The organism is Streptomyces sp. NPDC127177 (assembly GCF_042672475.1).
Lineage (GTDB): Bacteria > Actinomycetota > Actinomycetes > Streptomycetales > Streptomycetaceae > Streptomyces.
Genome location: NZ_JBHXUW010000024.1, coordinates 43,103 through 65,462 on the forward strand (window position 1 = coordinate 43,103; position 22,360 = coordinate 65,462).

Sequence of the window (22,360 nt, forward strand, 5' to 3'; positions counted from 1 at the left end):
TCGTGACTACCTCCGCCCCCGCCCCCGCCCGTTCCCCCGTCCGCCGGATCAGCCGCCATCTGCCGCTCAGCCCCTGGCTGTTCGCGGCACCCGGGCTGATCGTGGTCGGCGCCTTCAGCCTCTTCCCGTTCTTCAGCACACTGGTCAACGCCTTCACCGACCGGCGGACCCTGGTCCCGGGGAAGTTCGTGGGCCTCGCGAACTTCCGGGAACTGCTCCACGACGAGATGTTCTGGACCGGGCTGCGCAACAGCGTGCTCTACGTACTCGGTGTCGTCCCGGCGCTCGTCATCCTGCCGCTGCTGCTGGCGATGCTCGTCCAGCGGCACATCCCAGGCATCTCGTTCTTCCGCTCGGCCTTCTACACCCCGGTCGTCGCCTCCATCGTCGTCGTCGGCCTGATCTGGGTGTGGATGCTCGACGACCGGGGGCTGATCAACTCGCTCCTGGAGGCGGTGGGGATCGGCAAGGTCGGATTCCTCAGCGACCAGTGGCTGCTGCTGGGCAGCGCGATGACGGTCACGGTCTGGAAGGGCCTCGGCTACTACATGATCATTTACCTGGCCGCGCTGGCGAACGTGCCGCGTGAGCTGCACGAGGCCGCGTCCGTGGACGGTGCGGGGGTGGTGCGCCGCTTCTTCACCGTCACCGTTCCCGCCATCCGCTCCACCATGGTGCTGGTCGCCGCGCTCTCATCGGTCTCCGCCTTCAAGGTCTTCTCCGAGGTCTACCTGATGGCCGGCCCCTCGGGCGGACCGGCGGGCGAGGACACCACCCTGGTGATGCTCGTCCAGCGGGTCGGCACCGGACTGACCGGGCGGGTCGGCTACGCCTCCGCCATCTCGGTCGTCATCTTCGTCGTCACCGTCGGCCTGATGCTCCTGGTGCTGCGCGCCGACCGCAAGGAGGACGCGTGAGCTTCCTGAAGACCACCGACGCCGAGGGCCGGCGCGTCCCGCCCTGGCAGCTCGTCCTGCGGTACGTGCTGCTGCTCGCCGTACTGGTGCTGACCGTGGGGCCGTTCCTGTGGCAGCTCTCGACCTCGCTGAAGGGCCCGAACGAGGACATCTTCAGCTCCCCGCCGAAGTTCTTCCCCAGCGACCCGACCCTGGACAACTACAGCAGGGTCGCGGACACCATCCCGGTGTGGGAGTACGCGTTCAACTCCCTCAAGGTCGCCACCGCCAACGTGGTCACCAACTGCGTCGGCGCCGCACTGGCGGGCTACGCGCTCGCCCGGCTGCGCTACCGGGGCCGCAGGGCCGCGACGCTGGCGTTCATCCTCGCCATGCTCGTACCGGTGGAGGGCATCATCATCGCCCAGTTCACCACCATGCGTGACCTGGGCCTGAACAACACCCTGCTGGGGGTGCTGCTGCCGGGGTCCATCGGGGCGATGAACGTCCTGCTGATGCGCAACGCCTTCCTGAACCTCCCGCAGGAGGTGGAGGAGGCGGCCTTCGTGGACGGTGCCAATGTCTGGCAGCGCTTCCTGCGGATCGCGCTCCCCTCGGTCAAGGGCACCCTCGCGGTCGTCGCGATCTTCGCCTTCATGGGCTCGTGGGACGACTTCCTGTGGCCGCTGATCGTCCTCAGCGACCCGGAGAACTTCACCCTGACCATCGGACTGAACTACCTGCACGGCACGTTCGCCATCGACGAACGGCTCGTCGCCGCGGGCACGATCATCGCCGTGCTCCCGCTGATCGTGCTCTTCGCCGGTCTCCAGCGCTTCTTCTTCCGGGGTGTCGGCGAAGGAGCCGTCAAGGGCTGACCGACCGCCGGCCGACCGCCGCCGAACGCCGCCACCCGCACCACAGAACCAGGACCCCTGTTCCGTATGAGCACCTCCCCGCCGCGCTTCGGCGCCAACTACACGCCCAGCCAGGGCTGGTTCCACCACTGGCTCGACTTCGACCTCGACGCCGTGCGGGCCGACCTGGACTCGATCGCCGGTCTCGGCCTCGACCACATCCGGGTCTTCCCGCTCTGGCCGCTCTTCCAGCCCAACCGGACCCTGATCCGCCCGCGCGCCGTCGAGCAGCTCGTCGAACTGGCCGACGCCGCCGCCGAACGCGGCCTCGACGTCAGCGTGGACGGGCTCCAGGGCCATCTGTCGAGCTTCGACTTCCTGCCCGCCTGGACCGGCACCTGGCACCGGCGCAACCTCTTCACCGACCCCGATGTGCTCTCCGGACAGGCCGAGTACCTGCGCACGCTCGCGGCCGCCCTCGCCGACCGGCCGCACTTCATCGGGATGACCCTCGGAAACGAGATCAACCAGTTCTCCGGCGACCCGCACCCCGACCCGGACCGCATCACCCCCGAGCAGGCCGGCAGCTGGCTGACCCGGATGCTGGAGGCCTGCGAGGAGGGGGCGCCCGGCAAGCTCCACCTGCACGCCGAGTACGACGCCGCCTGGTACCAGGACGACCACGCCTTCACCCCCGCGCACGCCGCGCGGATCGGGGCCGCCACCGCCGTCCACTCCTGGGTCTTCAACGGCACCGCCCAGCGGCACGGCCGCACCGGCACCGCCACCGAACACCACGCCGCCTATCTGATCGAGCTCTCCAAGGCCTGGGCGCTCGACGCGCACCGGCCGGTGTGGCTCCAGGAGGTCGGCGCCCCCGCCCCCCTGATCCCCGCCGAGCACGCCGCCGCGTTCACCGAGGCGACCGTCGAGAACGCGCTGGACTGCGAGGACGTCTGGGGGGTCACCTGGTGGTGCTCGCACGACGTGTCCCGCTCGCTGGCCGACTTCCCCGAACTCGAATACGGCCTCGGCCTGCTGACCAACGACCGGCAGGTCAAACCGGCCGGCCGGGCCATCGCCCGGATCGTCGAGGAACAGCGTGCCAGGGCCCACCGGCCCGCGCCGCGGACCACGGCCGTCGTCGTCGACACCGGCGACGACACGACCGCGCCCCGACGCTCCACCTGCGCCCCGGGCGGCGAGGTCTTCGAGGCCTTCGCCCGGCTCACCGCCGACGGGGCCCGCCCCACCACCGTCCTCGCGAGCAGGGCCGGGGACGCACGGCATCTGGCCGCGCGGGGTATCACCGAAGTCGTCACACCCGGCCGGGCCGGCTGACCTCGGCCGGGCCCGTCACCACCACCCACCCCCGACTCACAACGGAGCCACCCTCATGCACGACGACCGCAGCCTGGTCGAAGCCCGTCTGAAGCGCGTCCTCGACGAGCGCATCCGGCCGGCCGTATACCCGGAATCCGTCCCGCTGGACGTCGCCGTCTGGAACGCACCGGGTGAGCCCGTCCCGGTCGCCGAGGGCCTGGCCGGTGCCACCGGACCGATCGCGGTCGGCGACCGGTGGGGAGCCCCCTGGGGCACCAGCTGGTTCCGGGTGTCCGGGACGGTCCCCGAGGCATGGGCAGGCCGGACCGTCGAGGCGCTCCTCGACCTCGGCTTCGACGAGAACATGCCGGGATTCCAGTGCGAGGGCCTCGTCTACCGCCCCGACGGCACCCCGGTGAAGGGCCTCAACCCGCGCAACCAGTGGGTGCGCGTCGCCGCCCCCGCCGAGGGCGGCGAGGAGGTGCTGCTGCACATCGAGGCCGCGTCCAACCCGGTCATCCTCGACTACCACCCCTTCCTGCCGACGCAGCTGGGCGAAAAGGAGACCGCGGGCGACGAACCGCAGTACGTTCTCGCCCGGATGGATCTCGCGGTCTTCGACGAGGACGTGTGGAACCTCGTCCAGGACCTGGAGGTGCTGGGTGAGCTGATGCAGGAACTGCCGGTCGACGGCGCCCGCCGCTGGGACATCCTGCGCGCGGTCGGCAGGTCGCTCGACGCGGTCGACCTCCAGGACGTCAACGGCACCGCGGCAGCCGCCCGCGAGCAGCTCGCCGGTGTCCTCGCGACGCCCGCGCAGCCCTCCGCGCACCGGATCAGCGCCGTCGGCCACGCGCACATCGACTCCGCCTGGCTGTGGCCGCTGCGCGAGACGGTCCGCAAGGTCGCCCGTACGACGTCCAACATGACGGCTCTCCTGGAGGACGAGCCCGACTTCGTCTTCGCGATGTCGCAGGCCCAGCAGTTCGCCTGGATCAAGGAACACCGCCCCGAGGTCTACGCCAAGGTCAAGAAGGCCGTGGCCGAGGGGCGGTTCGTGCCGTCCGGCGGCATGTGGGTCGAGTCCGACACGAACATGCCGGGCTCCGAGGCGATGGCCCGCCAGTTCGTGCACGGAAAGCGGTTCTTCCTCGACGAGTTCGGCATCGAGAACGACGAGGCGTGGCTGCCCGACACCTTCGGCTTCGCGGCCGGGCTGCCGCAGATCATCAAGGCCGCGGGTTCCAAGTGGCTGCTCACGCAGAAGATCTCGTGGAGCCAGACCAACAAGTTCCCGCACCACACCTTCCAGTGGGAGGGCATCGACGGCACCCGGATCTTCACGCACTTCCCGCCCGTCGACACCTACAACTGCTCGATGAAGGGCAGCGAGATCGCCCACGCGGCGAAGAACTTCAAGGACAAGGGCGTCGCCCGGCACTCCCTGGCGCCGACCGGCTGGGGCGACGGGGGCGGTGGCACCACCCGCGAGATGATCGCCAAGGCCGCCAGGATGCGCAGTCTCGAAGGCTCCGCGACGGTGGAGTGGGAGACGCCCACCGACTTTTTCACCAAGGCGGAGGCGGAGTACCCGAACGCACCGGTGTGGGTCGGCGAGCTCTACCTGGAGCTGCACCGCGCCACCCTGACCAGCCAGGCGAAGACCAAGCAGGGCAACCGCCGCAGCGAACACCTGCTCCGCGAGGCCGAGCTGTGGGCCGCCACCGCCGCCGTGCGGACCGGGGCCGACTACCCGTACGAACAGCTGGACCGGATCTGGAAGACGGTGCTGCTGCACCAGTTCCACGACATCCTGCCCGGCTCGTCGATCGCCTGGGTGCACCGCGAGGCGGAGAAGACCTACGCCGCCGTCGCCGAGGAGCTGAACGGCATCGTAGACGCGGCACAGCGCGCGCTGGCCGGTGACGCCACGACGGGCCGGACCCTGCTCTTCAACTCCGCCCCGCACGCCCGCGGCGGAGTCCCGGCCGGTGCGGCGGCGGCCGTCACGTCCGGCGGGAGCGGCCGGATCGCACCGCGCGAGGGCGGCGGGTTCGTCCTGGACAACGATCTGCTCCGGGTGGAGATCGACGCCCGCGGCCTGGTCGTCTCGGCCTACGACATCGCCGCCGGCCGCGAAACGGTGGCTCCGGGGCAGGCCGCGAACCTGCTCCAGATCCACCCCGACTTCCCGAACATGTGGGACGCCTGGGACGTGGACGAGTTCTACCGCAACACCGTCACCGACCTGACGGACCTCGACGAGCTCACCCCCGCCGAGGACGGCGGCACCGTCTCGGTGCGGATCGTCCGCAGCTTCGGCGACTCGAAGGTCACCCAGCTGCTGAGCCTCGCGCCGGGCGTCAAGCGGCTCGACATCGACACCGAGGCCGACTGGCACGAGACGGAGAAGTTCCTCAAGGCGGCGTTCCCGCTGGACATCCACGCCGAGCGGTACGCCTCCGAGACGCAGTTCGGGCACTTCTACCGGGCCACCCACACCAACACCAGCTGGGAGGCGGCCAAGTTCGAGGCCTGCAACCACCGCTTCGTCCACCTGGAGGAGCCGGGCTGGGGCGTGGCGCTGGTCAACGACTCGACGTACGGGCACGACGTGACCCGTACCGTCCGCGACTCGGACGCGGGCACGACCACCACCGTGCGGGTCTCGCTGCTGCGCGCCCCGCGCTTCCCCGACCCGGAGACCGACCAGGGCGTGCACCGCTTCCGGCACGCGCTCGCGCCCGGGGCCGCGATCGGTGACGCGGTCCGCGAGGGCTTCCGGATCAACCTGCCGGAGCGCCGGGTCACGGGCGGGCGCGAGGTGGCGCCGCTGGTGAGCGTCGACAACGACGCGGTGGTGGTCAGCGCGGTCAAGCTGGCCGACGACGCGAGCGGCGACCTCGTCGTACGGCTCTACGAGTCGACGGGCGGCCGCGCCGGGGTCCGTGTCGGTACCGGCTTCGACGCAGCGGGTGTCGCGGTGACCGATCTGCTGGAGCGGCCGCTGGCCGACGCGACGGCGCCGGAGCTCGGCGACGCCGGGATCCAGCTGTCGCTGCGCCCGTTCGAGCTGATCACGCTGAGGTTCGCCCGCGCCTGAGGTGCCGGCGATCTCCCCCCTGGTCCCCGGATCAGGGGGGAGGCTGCTGCCGCGGGGCGGAAGCACTGTCCCGCGGGGCGGCGAATATCTACGGCGACAAGCACAGAATTTTACGCAATGTGCGGTGAGGGTTTATGACACGCCGGGCGGAGTGTAATTACTTGCCGCGCCCGCCCGCATTCATTGTGCTACTGTAGATCTCAGTTGCAGTTGTGGTTCCCAAAGACTCCAAGTGCTCTCCTCGGCTAAATGGGCCGGTGGGTGCGCTTTTGTATTTTCCGGTTCATTATCCGGATGGGGTAATCATCGCGGCGACGCGGGACTGGCACAGTGCGAGTCCCCGGGCTCTGCCCCAGAAGGAGATAAAACATGGCTACTGGCACCGTCAAGTGGTTCAACGCGGAAAAGGGCTTCGGCTTCATCGAGCAGGACGGCGGCGGCGCTGACGTCTTCGCCCACTACTCGAACATCGCCGCCAGCGGCTTCCGTGAGCTGCAGGAGGGCCAGAAGGTGAACTTCGACGTCACGCAGGGCCAGAAGGGCCCGCAGGCGGAGAACATCACCCCCGCGTGAACCTGATTGCTCCGGCGCTCACGCGCTGAGATGCTTTCGCGCAGCTGGGGCCCGCACCTTGGGGTGCGGGCCCCAGCTCGTTGCTTTTACGGGCCCGCCCCTGGCGACGCCGTGCCGGTACCCCCGCCACGAGCTGCCGGGCAGGCGCCCGAACCAAGATCTTCACCGTGCGGCGGACGATCCGCCATGGCTCCCGGACCGGAAAACCGGCCCGCCGGAGCCCCGTGACGTGACTGCGTCCCGCTCAGCGGGCCCGTTCGTCCCGTCATTGCGAAGCGCCGGACCCGGTTCCACCGGGTCCGTATCGGCTCAAGACCGGCCGCCGGGCTTCGTTCACGTATGCCAACGGCCCGTTCTTGCGATTCTTGTGCCGCTCGTCGCCGCAATGAATTCCTCGATACGCGCCATATCGAGGAAGGGTTCCGTATGAACCGCGACCGCACATCTCGCTCCAATGACCGCTTTTCCCGCACCCCCCGCAGTGGCGGCCCCGCCGCATCCGGGGGTTCCCGTTCGGGTGGCGGCTTCCGCTCGCAGGCCCCCGGCCGCCAGGGCGGTCAGGGCCGCTTCGCCGCCCCGGCCCAGCGCTCCGGCGGCTACGGCCGCCGGCCGGCCGCCAAGCAGGGCGAATTCGCACTGCCGAAGACCATCACGCCGGCGCTGCCCGCCGTGGAGGCCTTCGCCGATCTGGACATGCCCGCGGAACTGCTGGCGGCACTCGCCGGCCAGGGCGTCACCGTGCCGTTCCCGATCCAGGCGGCCACGCTGCCGAACTCGCTGGCCGGCCGTGACGTACTGGGCCGCGGCCGTACCGGATCCGGCAAGACGCTCGCCTTCGGTCTGGCCCTGCTGGCCCGTATCGAGGGTCGGCGCGCCGAGGCCCGCCGCCCGCTCGCCCTGGTCCTGGTCCCCACCCGGGAACTGGCCCAGCAGGTCACCGACGCGCTCACCCCGTACGCCCGCTCGCTCAAGCTGCGCCTGGCCACGGTCGTCGGCGGTATGTCGATCGGCCGGCAGTCCGCGGCGCTGCGCGGCGGCTCCGAGGTCGTCGTCGCCACGCCGGGCCGGCTGAAGGACCTGATCGAGCGCGGTGACTGCTTCCTGGACCGGGTGTCGATCACCGTCCTGGACGAGGCCGACCAGATGGCCGACATGGGCTTCATGCCGCAGGTCACCGAGCTGCTGGACCAGGTGCAGCCGGAGGGCCAGCGGATGCTGTTCTCGGCCACCCTGGACCGCAACGTCGACCTGCTGGTCCGCCGCTACCTGCACGACCCGGTCGTCCACTCCGTCGACCCGGCCGCCGGTGCGGTCACGACGATGGAGCACCACGTGCTCTACGTCCGGGGCGCCGACAAGTACGCCACCACGACGGAGATCGCCGCCCGCGACGGCCGCGTGATCATGTTCCTGGACACCAAGCACGCCGTGGACAAGCTCACCGACCACCTGCTGAGCAGCGGGGTCAGGGCGGCCGCGCTGCACGGCGGGAAGTCCCAGCCGCAGCGCACCCGCACCCTGACCCGGTTCAAGACCGGGCACGTCACGGTGCTCGTCGCCACCAACGTCGCGGCCCGCGGCATCCACGTCGACAACCTCGACCTGGTCGTCAACGTCGACCCGCCGAGCGACCACAAGGACTACCTGCACCGCGGCGGCCGTACCGCCCGCGCCGGGGAGTCCGGCAGTGTCGTCACGCTGGTGCTGCCCAACCAGCGCCGCGAGATGACGCGCCTGATGTCCGACGCCGGGATCACCCCGCAGATCGCCGAGGTCCGCTCCGGCGAGGCCGAGCTGAGCCGGATCACCGGTGCCCAGGCGCCCTCGGGCGTGCCCGTCACCATCACCTCGCCGCCGTCCGAGCGTCCCAAGGGCGGCTCCTCGTCCCGTGGCCGGCGCAGCCGTCCGGCCCAGGCCCGGCGCACCTCGTCGTCGGCGTCGTCCGCGCCCGCCTCCGGCGGGCAGCGCCGGCCCTCCGGCAACCGTGCCGCCTGACCGAATTCCGCGTCCCCGTCCGGCTCCGCTCCCCGACCCCGTTGAGGCACTATGCGCTGCGTCATCGCCCGCTTCCCGTTCGACCTTTTCAAGCACGAGGTCGAGGAATCGATGAAGGGCATCAAGCCCGAACCCGTCACCGGGGAATCGGTGATCATCAGCCGTCGTGTCTACCCGGTCAAGCAAGTGGGTGAAGTGATCACCCGGCAGGACCGCCGCGACTTCACGGCCGCCGAGGTGACCAGGGCGCTCGGGCGCCTCGGCTTCACCTGCCGGTCCGTACCGGCGCCCGCCGCTCCGGTGGTGCTCAGCCCCATGGAGGCGGCTTCGGCCGCGCTGGGGACACCCGGACAGGACGCCTGAACCACCGCACCACACGCCGGGGCCCGGCTTCCCTTCGGGGGAGCCGGGCCCCGGCGCGTGTCCGGGGTCAGCCCCAGAGCGCCTCGGCGAGCGTGACACCGACGTACACCGCGCCCAGACCCGCCGCCACGCTCCCGACGACGTTGGCCGCCGCGTAGAACCGCGCACCGTCCTCGGCCAGCCGCAGCGTCTCGTAGCTGAAGGTCGAGTACGTGGTCAGCGCCCCGCAGAGGCCCGTGCCGAGCAGCAGCTGGACGTGCGAGGACGCGGCGCCCGCCGTGACCGCGCCGGTCAGCAGCCCCAGGATCAGGCAGCCGCTCACATTCACCGTGAACGTCCCCCACGGGAAGACGGTGTCGTGCCGGGACTGCACCGCCCGGTCGGTGAGGTAGCGCATCGGGGCGCCGACCGCCGCGCCGACGATCACCAGCAGCCAGTTCACCGCTGCTCCCCGTCCCCTGCGCGCCGGACGATCTCGCAGGCGTCCAGGACGATCGGGCTGTCTCCGGCCGGTTCCGCGATGAGCGGCAGGAAGGCGCGCACCTTCTCCTCGGTGTCCACGATCACCACCGCCACCGGCAGGTCCTCGCTCAGCGAGAGCAGCCGCTGGGTGTGGATCATCGAGGAGGCGCCGAACCCCTCGATGCCCCGGAACACGCTGGCGCCCGCGAGCCCGGCCTCGTGCGCCCGGTGCACGATCTCGGTGTAGACGGGCCTGTGGTGCCAGACGTCGGACTCCCCGACCAGGACGGTCAGCCGAAGGGCACGTTCGGTCGCCGGTGTCGTCATGACTGCCTCCACGCCAGTACGCGGCGTGTCAGCCACACCGCACTCCACACCGCCGCGAGGGCCGCGAGCAGTGTCAGTCCCAGATATGCCAGTCCGCTGCGGGCCCGGCCGCCGTCGACGAGGCGCTCGATGTCCACGGCGTAGGTGGAGAAGGTGGTGAACCCGCCCAGCACCCCCGTACCGAAGAACGGCCGCACCAGCCGGTGGGCGGGCCACACCTCGGTGATCACGACCATGAACACGCCGATCACCGCGCAGCCGATGACGTTGACCACGAGAGTCGTCCACGGGAAACCGCCCGTCGCCGTGGGCCACAGGAGCGACGCCCCGTAGCGGGCGCTCGCGCCCACGGCACCGCCGAGGGCGACCACCGCGACGACCGCGGTCTGCGCGTTCAGGGGTTTCGAGGACACACGTCTCCTACCTGCCGGGGCGCCCGCCGGACGCGGGCGCGCTCGTTCGCAAGTAGGGACCGTTGGCGGCCGGTCCGGCCGCGGTTCGGGTACGGCGGGCCCCACCGCCGCGCAGCGGTCGTCGCCGACCGTGCTCCTTCCAGATTATCGCCCGCGCCGTCCGGGTGCGTGCCGGGGGGCCGAGCCGGGGCGTGCCCCGTGGAAACCGCCGCTCGGGCTCAATACCCGCAGGTGGGACGGGGTGCGTTCACCCGATTGGCCACCCCGTCTGCGGCTCGGGCGCCGAGGCCGCAGGGTGGTTGCATGTGGCCCCGTCGAATATGGCTGGGCGCCGCGGTCCTCCCGCTCACCCTCCTGGTACTGCGGGACGCCCCGGTGCCCCTGGTACTGCCCACGCCCGCCGCCCCCGTCCACGAGCGGGGGCACGCGGTGCCCCAGCCGGCGATCGTCGGCCGGGCGGCGTGGCACGCGGACGAGAACATGGTCAAGGAGCCGGCGGTCTACACGGGTCCGGCACGGGCGGTCTTCATCCATCACACGGGGGAGACGAACGACTACGACTGCGCGGAGGTGCCCGGCCTGCTGCGGGCGGTCGAGGAGTCCCACATCAAGGGCAACGGCTGGGACGACATCGGCTACAACTTCCTCGTCGACCGGTGCGGCACGATCTACGAGGGCCGGGCGGGCGGCGTCACACGGTCGGTGCGCGGTGCGCACACGACGGGCTTCAACGCCGACAGCGTGGGCATCGCCGTACTGGGCGACTACGGGGCCGGCACCGAGGTACCGGCGGCCGTGGTGCGGGCGCTCGCCGAGGTGGCCGCGTGGAAGCTCCGGCCGGGCGTCGACCCGCGCGGCACGGTGCGGCTGGTCTCGACGAACGGCGCGAGCAGGTATCCCAAGGGCAGGGCCGCCGTCCTGAACGTCATATCGGGGCACCGCGACGCCTATCAGACCGACTGTCCGGGCGATGCGCTGTACGGCGAACTGCCCGCGATCCGCGCCGCGGCGGCGGCCCTGCGTGGGGGGCGGACGGACACGGAGGACGCCGGTACACCGCACCGTGGTTCGCACTAGTACATAAATCTGTTGTGCCTAGTTCGAAATGGGTTAGGGTTCCGGCATGCCTGCGACGACCCCGCTTCCCGTGACCCTGACCGGCGGCCATGTCCGTCTCGAACCCCTGGCCCCCGGCCACCTCGACGACCTCTTCGCCGCCGGAGGCGACGACGACGAGGTCTGGCGCTGGCTGGGCGTGCCGACACCCAGGACCAGGCAGGAGCTCGGCGAGAAGCTGACGGAGCTGCTCACGGCCGTGCGGCAGGGCGTGTACGTCCCGTTCGCCGTCGTCCACCGCGCGAGCGGTCGGGCGATCGGCTGGACCACGTACCTGGACATCGACGTGACCCACGAACGCCTGGAGATCGGCTCGACCTGGTACGGCCGCGCGTACTGGCGGTCGGCCGTCAACACCGAGACCAAGCTGCTCCTGCTCACCCACGCCTTCGAGGAACTGGGCATGGGACGGGTGCAGTTGAAGACCGACCATCTCAACGAGCGCTCACAGGCGGCGATCGCCCGGCTCGGCGCCCGGCGCGAAGGGGTGCTGCGCAGGCACCGCCGCCGCCCCGACGGCAGCTGGCGCGACACGGTCTACTTCTCCCTGCTCGCCGACGAATGGCCCGAGGTGAAGGCCCGGCTCGGCGCCCGGCTCTGACCCGTACGGGGGCAGGCCCCCGGGCCGGTGTCCACCGACCGGTGGACCACCGGTTCCACCGGCCGGGGCTGCCGGGCGAATGCCCTGACGGACCAGCATTCAGGGCATGAGAATACGACCCGAACGCATGGCCCGCTGGAGCGCGCGGCACCCGTGGAAGGCGATCGTCGGCTGGTTCCTCTTCGTGCTGCTGTGCCTCGGCGCGGGCATCACCGCCGGCAACAACCCGGCCACGACGAAGGACTTCTGGGTCGGCGAGGCCGGCCACGCCGAGTCGATGGCCACCGACGGCGGCCTCCAGCGCCGGCCCGTCGAGCACATCCTGATCCGGGCCGCGTCCGGGCCGCTGGACGCCGCCGGGGCCACCGAGGCGGCCCGTGACCTCACCACCCGGATGAGCGGCCTGTCCGAGGTGGCGGAGGTGGCGCCCCCGGTCCGCTCGAAGGACGGCACCGTCCTGCGGGTGAGCGTGGTCATGAAGGGCGCCGAACTGGACTCCAGGAAGAACGTCGTCCCGCTCCTCGACACCACGGCGGAGGTGGCGGCCGGCCATCCGGACCTGATCGTCGAGGAGACGGGCGCGCCGGCCATCAGCAAGGGCGTGAACGACCAGCGCGGTGACGACCTCGCGCTCTCCGAGCGCCTCTCCCTGCCGGTCACCCTCGTCATCCTGTTCATCGTCTTCGGCTCCGTGGTCATGGCCGGGGTGCCGCTGCTGCTGGCGCTCTCCTCGATCGCCGCGACGATGGGCCTGGCCATGCTGGCCTCGCACCTGATGCCCGACCCGGGCGTGGGTACGAACATGATCCTGCTCATGGGGCTCGCGGTCGGCGTCGACTACACGCTCTTCTACCTCAAGCGCGAACGCGAGGAGCGGGCCCGCGCCGCCGGCCGGCTCAGCCCCGAGGCGCTGGTGGAACTCGCGGCGGCGACGGCGGGCCGGGCCGTCGTGGTCTCCGGCCTCGCAGTGATCGTCTGCACCGCCACCCTCTACCTCGCCACCGACGTCATCTTCTCCTCGCTGGCGACCGGTACCGTCCTCGTGGTCGCCGTGGCCGTGCTCAGCTCGCTCACCGTGCTTCCCGCCCTGCTGGTGAAGCTCGGCCACCGCGCCGGACGCCGCGCCGCGAAGAAGGCGGCCCGGCGGGCCGAGCGGGGCGCGCGGCCCGTCAGCAAGCCCGGCAGGCCGGAGAACGGCCGGATGTTCACCGCCCTCATGCGCCCCGCGCAGCGCCACCCCGCCATCACCCTGTGCGTGTCCGTCCTGGTCATGCTCGCCGTGGCGGCGCCCGCCCTGGGCCTCAAGCTCATCGACCCGGGCAAGGACACCTTCTCCCGCTCCATCCCGGCCATGCAGGTCTACGACCGGCTGACCGACGCGTACCCCGAACTCCTGGTCAAGCACGAGGTCGTGACCCGTACGAGCGCCGACCGGGCGCCCGAGGTCCGGCAGGCACTGACCGAGCTCGGCCGGCGGGCCCAGAGCGACCCGCTCTTCGCCAGGAACGCCGAACCCGTCGTGAGGACCTCAGCCGACGGCCGGATCAGCGTGCTGGAACTGGCCGTGCCGCACCCCGCGCCGTCCGACGAGGCGATCGCCTCCCTCGACCACCTGCGCGACCGCTACATCCCGGCCACCGTGGGCCGGTTGCCGGACGCCGACACGGCGGTGAGCGGTGACGTGGCCCGCGGCCAGGACTACGTGCACCACGAGCGGAGCAAGCTCCCGCTGGTGATCGGCTTCCTCCTGCTGCTCACCTTCGTCACGACAGCGGTGGCCTTCCGCTCGGTCGTCGTCGGACTGCTCGGAGTCGTACTGAACCTGCTCTCGGCCGCCGCCGCGCTCGGCGCACTCGTCCTGGTCTTCCAGGGCACCTGGGCCGAGGAGCTGCTGGACTTCGACTCCCTCGGCGCCATCGCCTCCCGGGTGCCGCTCTTCCTCTTCGTGCTTCTGTTCGGCCTTTCGATGGACTACCAGGTCTTCGTCGTCAGCCGGATCAAGGAGGCCATGGAACACGGCATGACGGCCCGCGAGGCGGTGCTCGACGGCATCGCCCGCTCGGCGAAGGTGGTGACAAGCGCGGCACTGGTGATGGTCACGATCTTCGCGGCCTTCGTCTTCCTGCACCTCACCGAGATGAAGCAGATGGGCTTCTGCCTGGCGGTGGCCGTCCTGCTGGACGCGGTGATCATCCGGATGATGATCCTGCCCTCGGCGCTGCTGCTCCTCGGCGACCGCGCATGGCGGCCACTGCGCCCGGCACGGCGTACGGCGGGCAGCACACCGCCCGCCCCCTCGCTCCCGCACGTAATCTGACGGGCATGCTTCAACGGCCGCAGCGCGGCGACCCGGTCTGGATCTGGGTACTCCACGGGTGGGAGGCCCTGTCCTGGGCGCTGATCGCCCTGGTCACCCTGATCACGATGCTGGGCGGCACACCCCCGGGGCGCAAGCTCGGGCTGCTCGCGCTGATGGCCGTGCTCGCCCTCTGCTACACACTGGTGCGCCGGCGCCCCGACAACCCGGTGCTCAGTCCGTACGGGTATCTCTGCGTGCTCGTCGTGGTGCTGGGCGGCGTCTCGTACCTGGGGGACGGCTTCGGGGTGTTCTACACCGTGACGCTCACCCAGTTCATCGTCTTCGCCGACAGCCCGCGGGGCGCCATCCTCCTCACCGGTCTCGGCGCCCTGGCGATCACGCTCGGCGGCGGCCTGCGGGAGGGAGGCCGAGCGGATGTGTTCCTCCACAACACCATCTCCTCCCTCGGCGTCTGGGTGGTGGCCGTCGTGATGGCACTGCTGACCCCCAGGGCGCTGGCCCAGCGCGACGAACGGGCGGCGTTGCGGGCCGAGTTGAAGAGCGCCCGGCTGGAACTGGCCGAGGTCCACCAACGGCAGGGCGCCGCGGAGGAACGCGAGCGCCTCGCCCGGGAGATCCACGACACCCTCGCCCAGGGCTTCGCCTCCATCATCGTGCTGGCGGAGGCGGCCAGGTCCCAGCTGGCCGTGGACACCGACCGCAGCGCCCAGCAGCTCCGGTCCATCGAGCAGACGGCCCGGGAGAACCTCGCCGAGGCCAGGGTGCTGGTGGGCGCCGCGCCCAGCAGCGGGGTGGCGGCCGGATCGCTCGCCGCGACGCTCCGCCGGACCCTGGACCGTTTCACCGAGGACACCGGTCTCACGGTCACGGCGGAGCTGGCGGACGTCGAGTGCGACCAGCCGACCCGGATCGCACTCCTGCGGTGCACCCAGGAGTCGCTGGCCAACGTCCGTAAGCACGCCGCCGCCTCCACCGTCGGCGTCGTCCTCGCACCGCAGCCGGGAGCCGTGGAGCTGGAGGTCACCGACGACGGCCGCGGGTTCGTCGTCGAGGACTCCCACGGCTTCGGACTGGACGGCATGCGCCGGCGCCTCGCGGAGTTCGGCGGCGGTCTCACCGTCACCAGCTCGCCCGGGGACGGCACCCGCGTCCTCGCCACGATCCCTCTGAACGACGGGCCCCAGGTGTGACATGACATCCGACCCCGCGGCAGCAGCCGCTCCGCTGCGCATCATCCTGGCCGACGACCACACGGTGATGCGCGCAGGTCTGGTCGCGCTGCTGGGCTCCGAACCCAGCGTCGACATCGTCGGGGAGGCGGGCGACGGCAGGGAGGCCGTCCGCCTCGTCGAACGGCTCCGGCCGGACGTGGCCCTGCTCGACCTGCGCATGCCGGTCCTGGACGGGGTGGGCGCGACCACGGAGATCGTCGCGGGCCCCACGGGTACCCGCGTCCTCATCCTGACCACGTACGAGACCGACGCGGACATCGAACGCGGGGTGGAGGCGGGCGCCACCGGCTATCTGCTCAAGGACGCCACCCGTGAACAGCTCGTCGACGCCATCCACGCCGCCTCCCGCGGCGAGACGGTACTGGCCCCCCGGGTCGCCCAGCGGCTGGTGGCCAAGATGCGCGGCCCGGTGCCGGCCGCACTGACCGCCCGGGAGGCCCAGGTGCTGGAGGCGGTCGCCGACGGCCTGTCCAACGCGGAGATCGGCCGGCGGCTGTTCATCGGTGAGGCGACGGTGAAGACCCATCTCCTGCGGATCTTCGCCAAGCTCGACGTCAACGACCGCACGCGCGCGGTGGTCGTGGCGATGAACAGCGGGCTGCTGCAACGGCGTTAGGCCGGGTCCGGTGCGGCCTTCGCCGTACCGGGGCGGTGCGGTACGACGACGCCTGTGACGGCCTTCACGCAGTGGGCTTCCGGTCCTTCGGGAGCGGCGCCGGCCGGGCCGCCGTCTGCACGGCGCCATGCCCCAGAGCGCCGTGGTCGTAGGCGCTCTCGGCGTGCAGCGTCTGGTCGAGGCCGGTCAACTCCTCGTCCGCGGAGGCCCGCAGCCCCATCAGCCGGTCGACGGCCTTGCCGATCCCGTACGTCATGAGGAAGGTGTACGCGGCCACGGCGAGCACGGCGACGGCCTGCCGGCCGAGCTGCGCCGCCCCGCCCCCGTACAAGAGCCCCTCCGTGCCGCCGGTCATCGTGGCGGTCGCGAACAGGCCGATGAGGAGGGTGCCGACGATGCCGCCGACGAAGTGGACACCGACGACGTCCAGCGAGTCGTCGTAGTCGAAGCGGAACTTCCACGCGACCGCGTAGGAGCAGACGACGCCCGCCGTGAGCCCGACGGCGGCGCCGCCCACGATGCCGACCGTTCCGCAGGCGGGGGTGATCGCGACCAGTCCGGCGACCGCGCCGGACGCGGCGCCGAAGGTGGTGGGGTGGCCGTCGCGCTTCTGCTCGACGAAGAGCCAGCCGAGCAGGCCGGTGCAGCCGGCGACGAGCGTGTTCAGCATCGAGGCCGCCGCCAGTCCGTTGGCCCCCAGGGCCGAGCCGCCGTTGAAGCCGAGCCAGCCGAACCAGAGCAGTCCGGCGCCGAGCATCACCATGGGCAGGTTGTGCGGGCGCATCGCGTCCTTCTTGAACCCGATGCGCGGCCCCACCACCAGGGCGAGCGCGAGACCGGACGCCCCGGACGCGATCTCCACCACCAGACCGCCGGCGAAGTCCAGCGCGCCCAGCGAGTCCTTGATCCAGCCGCCCGGACCCCACACCCAGTGGGCGACGGGAGCGTATACGAGCAGGGTCCACACCGGCACGAACACCAGCCAGGCCGCGAACCTCGTACGGTCCGCGATCGCGCCGCTGATCAGTGCCGCCGTGACGATCGCGAACGTCAGCTGGAACGTGGTGAACAGCAGGGTCGGGACGGAGCCGGTGAGGGTGTCGGGGCCGATGCCCGCCATGCCCAGGTGGCCGGGACCGCCCAGGAGCCCGCCGAACGCGTCGTCGCCGAAGGCCAGCGAGTAGCCCGCGAGCAGCCAGACGACGGTGACCAGCGCGATCGACACGAAGCTCATCATCAGCATGTTGAGGACGCTCTTCGTGCGGACCATGCCGCCGTAGAACAGGGCGAGCCCCGGAGTCATCAGCAGGACGAGTGCGGTGGCGGCCAGCAGCCAGGCGGTGTCGCCTGTGTCGAGGCCTGCCGCGGCCACGGTCACGGGGGTCACGGGGGAGTCCTCCTCGGAGCGGCGTGCGGTGCGGGCGACTGAGAGCGTGACCGGCGCGCGTTTCGTAATGAGGACCCGGGTGTTTCCGCTGTATTTCGTTGCACGGGGGTTGCCGAAGTCTCACCGGCGGGCACGGGCCCCGCGCCCGCCGTTCCTCAGCAGTGGCCGGCGGCGCGGGGCAGACCGTAGGCCGAGTCCAGCCGGTAGGTGCCACCGCTCGGCACGGTGAGCTCCGTCCACTCACCGTCCTTGCGCAGACACCCGCCACCGCCGTGCCGGCCGACCGGGCGCGCCCGCAGCCACGGCGAGTACGCGACCCGTACCGTCACCGAGCCGGCGTTCGGGACCCGGACCACCAGATCCGCCTCGTCGGTGCTCACGACCGTGGCCGGGGCCGGTACGAGCGGCACCGAGTTCCGCACCCGGTAGACGGTCCAGCCGTCGTCCTGCCAGACCTTCCGCAGCCACGGCAGCCCGCGCCGCACCAGCGCGGCCTCGGCCTCGGCCGGTCCGTCGGGCCGGCCGTGGTGGAGAACGACATAGCCCACGGCCCAGCGGTCCAGCCAGGCGCGGTAGGTGGCCGGGGACAGCGTCCCGTCGTAGAAGAGCCGGCCACGCTCCACGTCGAGCTGGCGGTTCCAGCCGCGCGCCAGGTTCACATGGCGGGCCAGGAGGGTCGCCTCCCGGTGGTTGCGGGCGGGCACGACCTCCACGCGGGTGCGGCCTGCCCCCAGACGGTGCAGTTCGCCGACCACACCGCCCGTGTGGGAGGCCCAGGACGGCACGTCGTCGGAGACCCGCAGATCGTCGATGGTCTTGTCGGCCAGCCAGTTGGCGGACAGCACGAGGGTCACGGCGATCACGGCGGTGCGTGTCCACGACCTCTCCCGGACGAGCACCAGGAGCGCCGCGAACAGCACGGGGACGGCGACGAGGCCGAGGAGCCGCTCGACGTTCGTACCGATCGGGGAGGCCACGAAGAAGGTGAGCAGGACCCCGACGGCGTACACCACGGCGCCGTAGCGCGGGACACGCCACTGCTGTCCCGGCGGCGCCGCGGCGGCCAGCGCGGCACAGACGAGGAGCGGCATCCACAGCCTGCCGCTGTGCATGGGCTGTTCGCCGCTGCCCGGGAAGAGCAGGGCGACGGCGCCCACGACGACGAAGAACGGCACGCTCAGGACGGCGCCCTTCCGCCACTGCCGGTCCAGGAGGTAAGCCGCCCCCGCCACCACGAGGAACAGCCCCGCCACCGGACTGGCCATCGTCGCCAGCGCCCCGGCCACGACGGGCGCCACGGTGCGGTGGGCGTACAGGCAGGCGACCAGCCCGATCGCGACGCCGAGGGCGAAGGTCGTGCGCCCCGACGCGACGTTGCACCACAGGGCGAGCGAGGCGAGCACCGACGGCACGACCGGATGACGCGTTCCGGCGCGGACGAAGAGCAGGGCCATGAGCCACGAACCGGCGATACCGGCGGCCACCGACACCGTCCGGACACCGAGGAAGGCCATCAGGTAGGAGGAGAAGACGCTGTAGCCGGCGGTGTGTATCCCGCCGTACCAGGAGAGGTTGTACGCGGAATCAGGATGGCGGGCGGTAAATCCCGACCAGGCGAGCTGGGCTGCCAGGTCGCCGCCGCCGGTGGCCAGGACGGCCGCCCAGACGACGTACAGCGGAACGACCACGCCGACGGCGACGAGCGGCACGGACTGCCGCCGCCACCAGGGCGGGTCCGCCGGGTCCCCGTCCCGGCTGCCGGGCCGGCTGTCACCTGTGCCGCTCGTACGCGCTTGCAACTCCCCGCTGACACACACCTGGCAAACCCTAGAGCGTGTGCCGGGCCCCGGGGGTTCGATATTTCCCGACCGTGAATCCGGATGGCTGCTTCGTCACCCCTGTGACCTGTGAGTCCTCTGTGCGACAGGGCCTCCGGTTCCGGCAGGCCGGCGCCCGGTCAGGTCAGGTCAGCGCAGCGTCTTCAGCATCTCCGCGCCGAACGGTGTGATGTCCCCGGTGCGCCCGCCCAGGGTCTTCGCGGCCCACTCGGGGTCGGCGATCAGCGCCCGGCCGACGGCGACCATGTCGAACTCGTCCCGCTCCATCCGGTCCAGCAGCCTTTCGATGCCGGTGACATCGGATCCGTTGCCCTGGAAGGCGCTGAAGAAGTCACCGTCCAGACCGACCGAGCCGACGGTGACCGTGGGCCTGCCGCTGATCTTCCGCACCCAGCCGGCGAGGTTCAGGTCCGAGTCGTCGAACTCCGGCAGCCAGTAGCGGCGGGTGGAGGCGTGGAAGACGTCGACACCGGCCTCGGCCAGCGGCGTGAGCAGGGTGTCCAGCTCCTGGGGCGTCTGCGCGAGCTTCGCCTCGTAGACGTCCTGCTTCCACTGCGACATACGGAAGAAGAGCGGGAAGGCGTCGGACACGGCCGCGCGGCAGGCCGCCACGATCTCCGCGGCGAAGCGGGTCCGCGCGACGATGCCGCCGCCGTAGGCGTCGGTGCGCCGGTTGCTGCCGGACCAGAGGAACTGGTCGAGCAGGTAGCCGTGCGCACCGTGCAGTTCGACGCCGTCGAAGCCGATGCGCTCGGCGGCGGCCGCCGCGTCGGCGAACGCGGCGATCACGTCGTCGAGGTCCTTCTGCGTCATGGCGCGCCCCTTGGGCTCACCCGTCAGGGACACTCCCGAAGGCCCGACCGGCTCCGCGTCCGCCACCGGCGGCGCGCCCTCGGCGCGTGTGACGCCGACGTGCCACAGCTGCGGGATGATCGCGCCGCCCGCCCGGTGCACGGAGTCCGCGACCCCCGCCCAGCCCGCGAGCGCGTCCGCACCGTGGAACCGCGGCACCCGGTCGCTGGTGCCCGCGGACTCGTGGTCGACGTAGGTGCCCTCGGTGATGATCAGCCCGACGCCGCCGGCGGCCCGCCGCTCGTAGTAGTCCGCCACGTCCCGGCCCGGTACCCCGCCCGGCGAGAACTGCCGGGTCATGGGTGCCATCGCGATCCGGTTGCGCGAGGTGAGCCCGCGCACCGAGAACGGGCGCGCGAGGGTGTCTGTCGGCCGGCCGGCGGTCGCTTCTGTCATGGCGTTGTCCTCTTCGTGGGGTCGGTTCATGCGGTCGGGGCGTCCACCCGTCAACCAACACCGGGACGCGGCGTGGGCATCCCGATCTCCGGTGCGGATCTGGAAAAGGCGCATTGCGGGGCGGTGGACCGTGCACGCCGCACGAAGGTCATGTTGCGTTCTGTTACGGCCGGTTGACGCAGCGCCAACACTGTGGCGGGGTCATGACAGCATCTTGGGATCGCTTGTCCGGACCGAATCCGCCGCGCCATCGTCAGTCGCGGCGTACGAACCCGTACGCCGCGACCCAGCGGGCGCGTGGACCCCTCGCGTGCCACCGTTCGAGGAGGACCTCCCGATGGCAGCATCACGCAACACCAGGCGTCGGATCGCCGCACTGATCACCACCGTGGCGACCGTGGCACTGGCAACCGGAGTCGGCGCCGCCTTACCCGCCCAGGCGGCACCCGCGGAAGGCAGAGTCCTGCACGCGGGGGCGGCCGAGGCGGTGCCCGGCAGCTACATCGTCACCCTGAAGCAGTCGGCCGGGTTCAAGGCGTCCGCGGCCGACGGCAAGCGGCTCATATCCGGCTACGGCGGCCGGATCGACCGCACCTACTCGTCCGCGCTGAACGGCTACGCCGCGCACCTCGGCAGCACCGCGGCCAAGCGGCTCGCCGCCGACCCGGCCGTCGCCTCGGTCGAGCAGGACCAGAAGGTCCACGCGACCGCCACCCAGAGCAACGCCCCCTGGGGCCTCGACCGGATCGACCAGGCGAACCTGCCGCTGAGCGGCACGTACACCTACCCGGACTCGGCGGGCGGCGGCACCACCGTCTACGTCCTGGACACCGGTGTGCGCATCACCCACCAGGAGATCAGCGGCCGGGCCTCGTACGGCTACGACTTCGTCGACAACGACACCACCGCGCAGGACGGTTACGGGCACGGCACCCATGTCGCCACGACCGTCGCCGGAAGCACCTACGGGGTCGCGAAGAAGGCGAAGATCGTCGCCGTCCGGGTCCTCGGCAACGACGGCTCCGGCACCACCGCCGGGGTCATCGCGGGCGTCGACTGGATCACCGCCAACCACGTCGCCTCGTCCGTGGCGAACGTCTCGCTCGGCGGCGGAGCCAGCACCACGCTGGACGACGCGGTGCGCAAGTCGATCGCGTCCGGAGTGACGTACTCCATCGCGGCCGGCAATTCGGGGGCGCTCGCGTCCAACTACTCCCCCGCCCGGGTCGACACCGCCATCACCGTCGGTGCCACCACCCGGACCGACGCCCGCGCGAGCTACTCCAACTACGGCTCCACCGTGGACATCTTCGCGCCGGGCTCCGGCATCACGGCCGGCTGGAACAGCTCGGACACCGCCACCTACACCGGTGACGGCACGTCCTTCGCCGCACCGCACGTCTCCGGTGCCGCGGCGGTCTACCTGACGAACCACCCCGGCGCCTCCCCGGCGGCCGTGGCCTCGGCACTCGTGAACGGCGCGACGTCCGGCGTCCTCACGGGCATCGGTACCGGCTCACCGAACAAGCTGCTCAAGCTCGTCCCGTAACGGGCCGAAAGCCGGGGGTGCGTACGGGGCGATCCCCTGTACGCACCCCCGGTATACCTCGTCCCACCGGAACCCGAACTGGCCTGAAAGGCCAGTTCAACGGCTTGTTCCAGCGCTGCGCGACACCGCGCGCCGAAGCGG

The 22,360-nt window shown here is 71.4% G+C and carries 19 protein-coding genes; 13 read left to right on the plus strand and 6 right to left on the minus strand.

Annotated features, from left to right (window positions below; all coding sequences use genetic code 11):
- Nucleotides 1-2 precede the first annotated feature (2 nt).
- The 7 genes from ACFVJX_RS16985 (at nt 3) to ACFVJX_RS17015 (ending at nt 9,110) form a co-directional block, all read left to right on the plus strand.
- Nucleotides 3-917, plus strand: coding sequence for a carbohydrate ABC transporter permease (locus ACFVJX_RS16985; RefSeq protein ID WP_384122868.1), 915 nt, complete (start codon nt 3-5; stop codon nt 915-917).
- The gene (locus tag ACFVJX_RS16990) at nt 914-1,774 is read left to right on the plus strand and encodes a carbohydrate ABC transporter permease (RefSeq protein ID WP_384122870.1); all 861 of its coding nucleotides are present in this window, start codon (nt 914-916) and stop codon (nt 1,772-1,774) included. The genes ACFVJX_RS16985 and ACFVJX_RS16990 overlap by 4 nt, the downstream gene beginning before the upstream one ends.
- A gap of 66 nt (nt 1,775-1,840) precedes the next feature.
- Nucleotides 1,841-3,094, plus strand: a complete 1,254-nt coding sequence (locus ACFVJX_RS16995) for a glycosyl hydrolase (RefSeq protein WP_384122872.1) — start codon at nt 1,841-1,843, stop codon at nt 3,092-3,094.
- Nucleotides 3,095-3,149: 55 nt separating this feature from the next.
- Nucleotides 3,150-6,179 carry an alpha-mannosidase gene (locus ACFVJX_RS17000; RefSeq protein ID WP_384122874.1) on the plus strand — a complete coding sequence of 1,010 codons (3,030 nt, stop codon included), beginning with the start codon at nt 3,150-3,152 and terminating at the stop codon, nt 6,177-6,179.
- 369 nt (nt 6,180-6,548) lie between these two features.
- Complete coding sequence (locus ACFVJX_RS17005) at nt 6,549-6,752, plus strand: cold-shock protein (protein ID WP_015609674.1); 204 nt, start codon at nt 6,549-6,551, stop codon at nt 6,750-6,752.
- A gap of 426 nt (nt 6,753-7,178) precedes the next feature.
- Nucleotides 7,179-8,747: a DEAD/DEAH box helicase gene (locus tag ACFVJX_RS17010; protein WP_384122875.1), complete on the plus strand. Its 1,569-nt coding sequence runs from the start codon at nt 7,179-7,181 to the stop codon at nt 8,745-8,747.
- A gap of 51 nt (nt 8,748-8,798) precedes the next feature.
- Entirely contained in the window at nt 8,799-9,110 is a 312-nt protein-coding gene (locus tag ACFVJX_RS17015; protein WP_384122877.1) for an SCO5918 family protein, read from the plus strand.
- A gap of 67 nt (nt 9,111-9,177) precedes the next feature.
- Here the strand turns inward: ACFVJX_RS17015 and crcB (ACFVJX_RS17020) are convergent, their stop codons facing one another.
- Genes crcB (ACFVJX_RS17020) through crcB (ACFVJX_RS17030) form a run of 3 tightly spaced genes read right to left on the minus strand, consistent with a single transcriptional unit; the run spans nt 9,178 to nt 10,312 of the window.
- Nucleotides 9,178-9,552 (minus strand): fluoride efflux transporter CrcB, encoded by a 375-nt coding sequence (crcB, locus tag ACFVJX_RS17020; RefSeq protein WP_384122878.1) that lies wholly within the window; start codon nt 9,550-9,552, stop codon nt 9,178-9,180.
- Complete coding sequence (locus ACFVJX_RS17025) at nt 9,549-9,899, minus strand: DUF190 domain-containing protein (protein WP_384122880.1); 351 nt, start codon at nt 9,897-9,899, stop codon at nt 9,549-9,551. Before ACFVJX_RS17025 ends, crcB (ACFVJX_RS17020) begins: the two co-directional genes overlap by 4 nt.
- A complete protein-coding gene (crcB, locus tag ACFVJX_RS17030; RefSeq protein WP_384122882.1) occupies nt 9,896-10,312 on the minus strand; it encodes a fluoride efflux transporter CrcB in 417 nt (138 codons plus the stop codon). Before crcB (ACFVJX_RS17030) ends, ACFVJX_RS17025 begins: the two co-directional genes overlap by 4 nt.
- Before the next feature lie 303 nt (nt 10,313-10,615).
- Here crcB (ACFVJX_RS17030) and ACFVJX_RS17035 point away from each other — a divergent pair, with 303 nt between their 5' ends.
- The 5 genes from ACFVJX_RS17035 (at nt 10,616) to ACFVJX_RS17055 (ending at nt 16,197) form a co-directional block, all read left to right on the plus strand.
- The gene (locus ACFVJX_RS17035) at nt 10,616-11,389 is read left to right on the plus strand and encodes a peptidoglycan recognition protein (RefSeq protein ID WP_384122884.1); all 774 of its coding nucleotides are present in this window, start codon (nt 10,616-10,618) and stop codon (nt 11,387-11,389) included.
- Between the two features lie 46 nt (nt 11,390-11,435).
- Complete coding sequence (locus ACFVJX_RS17040; RefSeq protein WP_384122886.1) at nt 11,436-12,029, plus strand: GNAT family N-acetyltransferase; 594 nt, start codon at nt 11,436-11,438, stop codon at nt 12,027-12,029.
- A 106-nt stretch (nt 12,030-12,135) separates the two neighbouring features.
- Nucleotides 12,136-14,346, plus strand: a complete 2,211-nt coding sequence (locus ACFVJX_RS17045; RefSeq protein WP_384122888.1) for an MMPL family transporter — start codon at nt 12,136-12,138, stop codon at nt 14,344-14,346.
- 5 nt (nt 14,347-14,351) lie between these two features.
- Entirely contained in the window at nt 14,352-15,539 is a 1,188-nt protein-coding gene (locus ACFVJX_RS17050; protein ID WP_384122890.1) for a sensor histidine kinase, read from the plus strand.
- Nucleotide 15,540: 1 nt separating this feature from the next.
- Complete coding sequence (locus ACFVJX_RS17055) at nt 15,541-16,197, plus strand: response regulator (protein ID WP_384122892.1); 657 nt, start codon at nt 15,541-15,543, stop codon at nt 16,195-16,197.
- A 64-nt stretch (nt 16,198-16,261) separates the two neighbouring features.
- Here the strand turns inward: ACFVJX_RS17055 and ACFVJX_RS17060 are convergent, their stop codons facing one another.
- The 3 genes from ACFVJX_RS17060 to ACFVJX_RS17070 form a co-directional block, all read right to left on the minus strand.
- Complete coding sequence (locus ACFVJX_RS17060; protein WP_384122894.1) at nt 16,262-17,584, minus strand: ammonium transporter; 1,323 nt, start codon at nt 17,582-17,584, stop codon at nt 16,262-16,264.
- A 155-nt stretch (nt 17,585-17,739) separates the two neighbouring features.
- On the minus strand, nt 17,740-19,293 hold the full coding sequence (locus tag ACFVJX_RS17065; protein ID WP_384123050.1) for a hypothetical protein: 1,554 nt from the start codon (nt 19,291-19,293) through the stop codon (nt 17,740-17,742).
- Between the two features lie 258 nt (nt 19,294-19,551).
- A complete protein-coding gene (locus ACFVJX_RS17070) occupies nt 19,552-20,670 on the minus strand; it encodes an NADH:flavin oxidoreductase (protein ID WP_384122896.1) in 1,119 nt (372 codons plus the stop codon).
- A 337-nt stretch (nt 20,671-21,007) separates the two neighbouring features.
- Here ACFVJX_RS17070 and ACFVJX_RS17075 point away from each other — a divergent pair, with 337 nt between their 5' ends.
- Nucleotides 21,008-22,219, plus strand: coding sequence for a S8 family peptidase (locus ACFVJX_RS17075; RefSeq protein WP_384122898.1), 1,212 nt, complete (start codon nt 21,008-21,010; stop codon nt 22,217-22,219).
- The last annotated feature ends 141 nt before the right edge of the window (nt 22,220-22,360 follow it).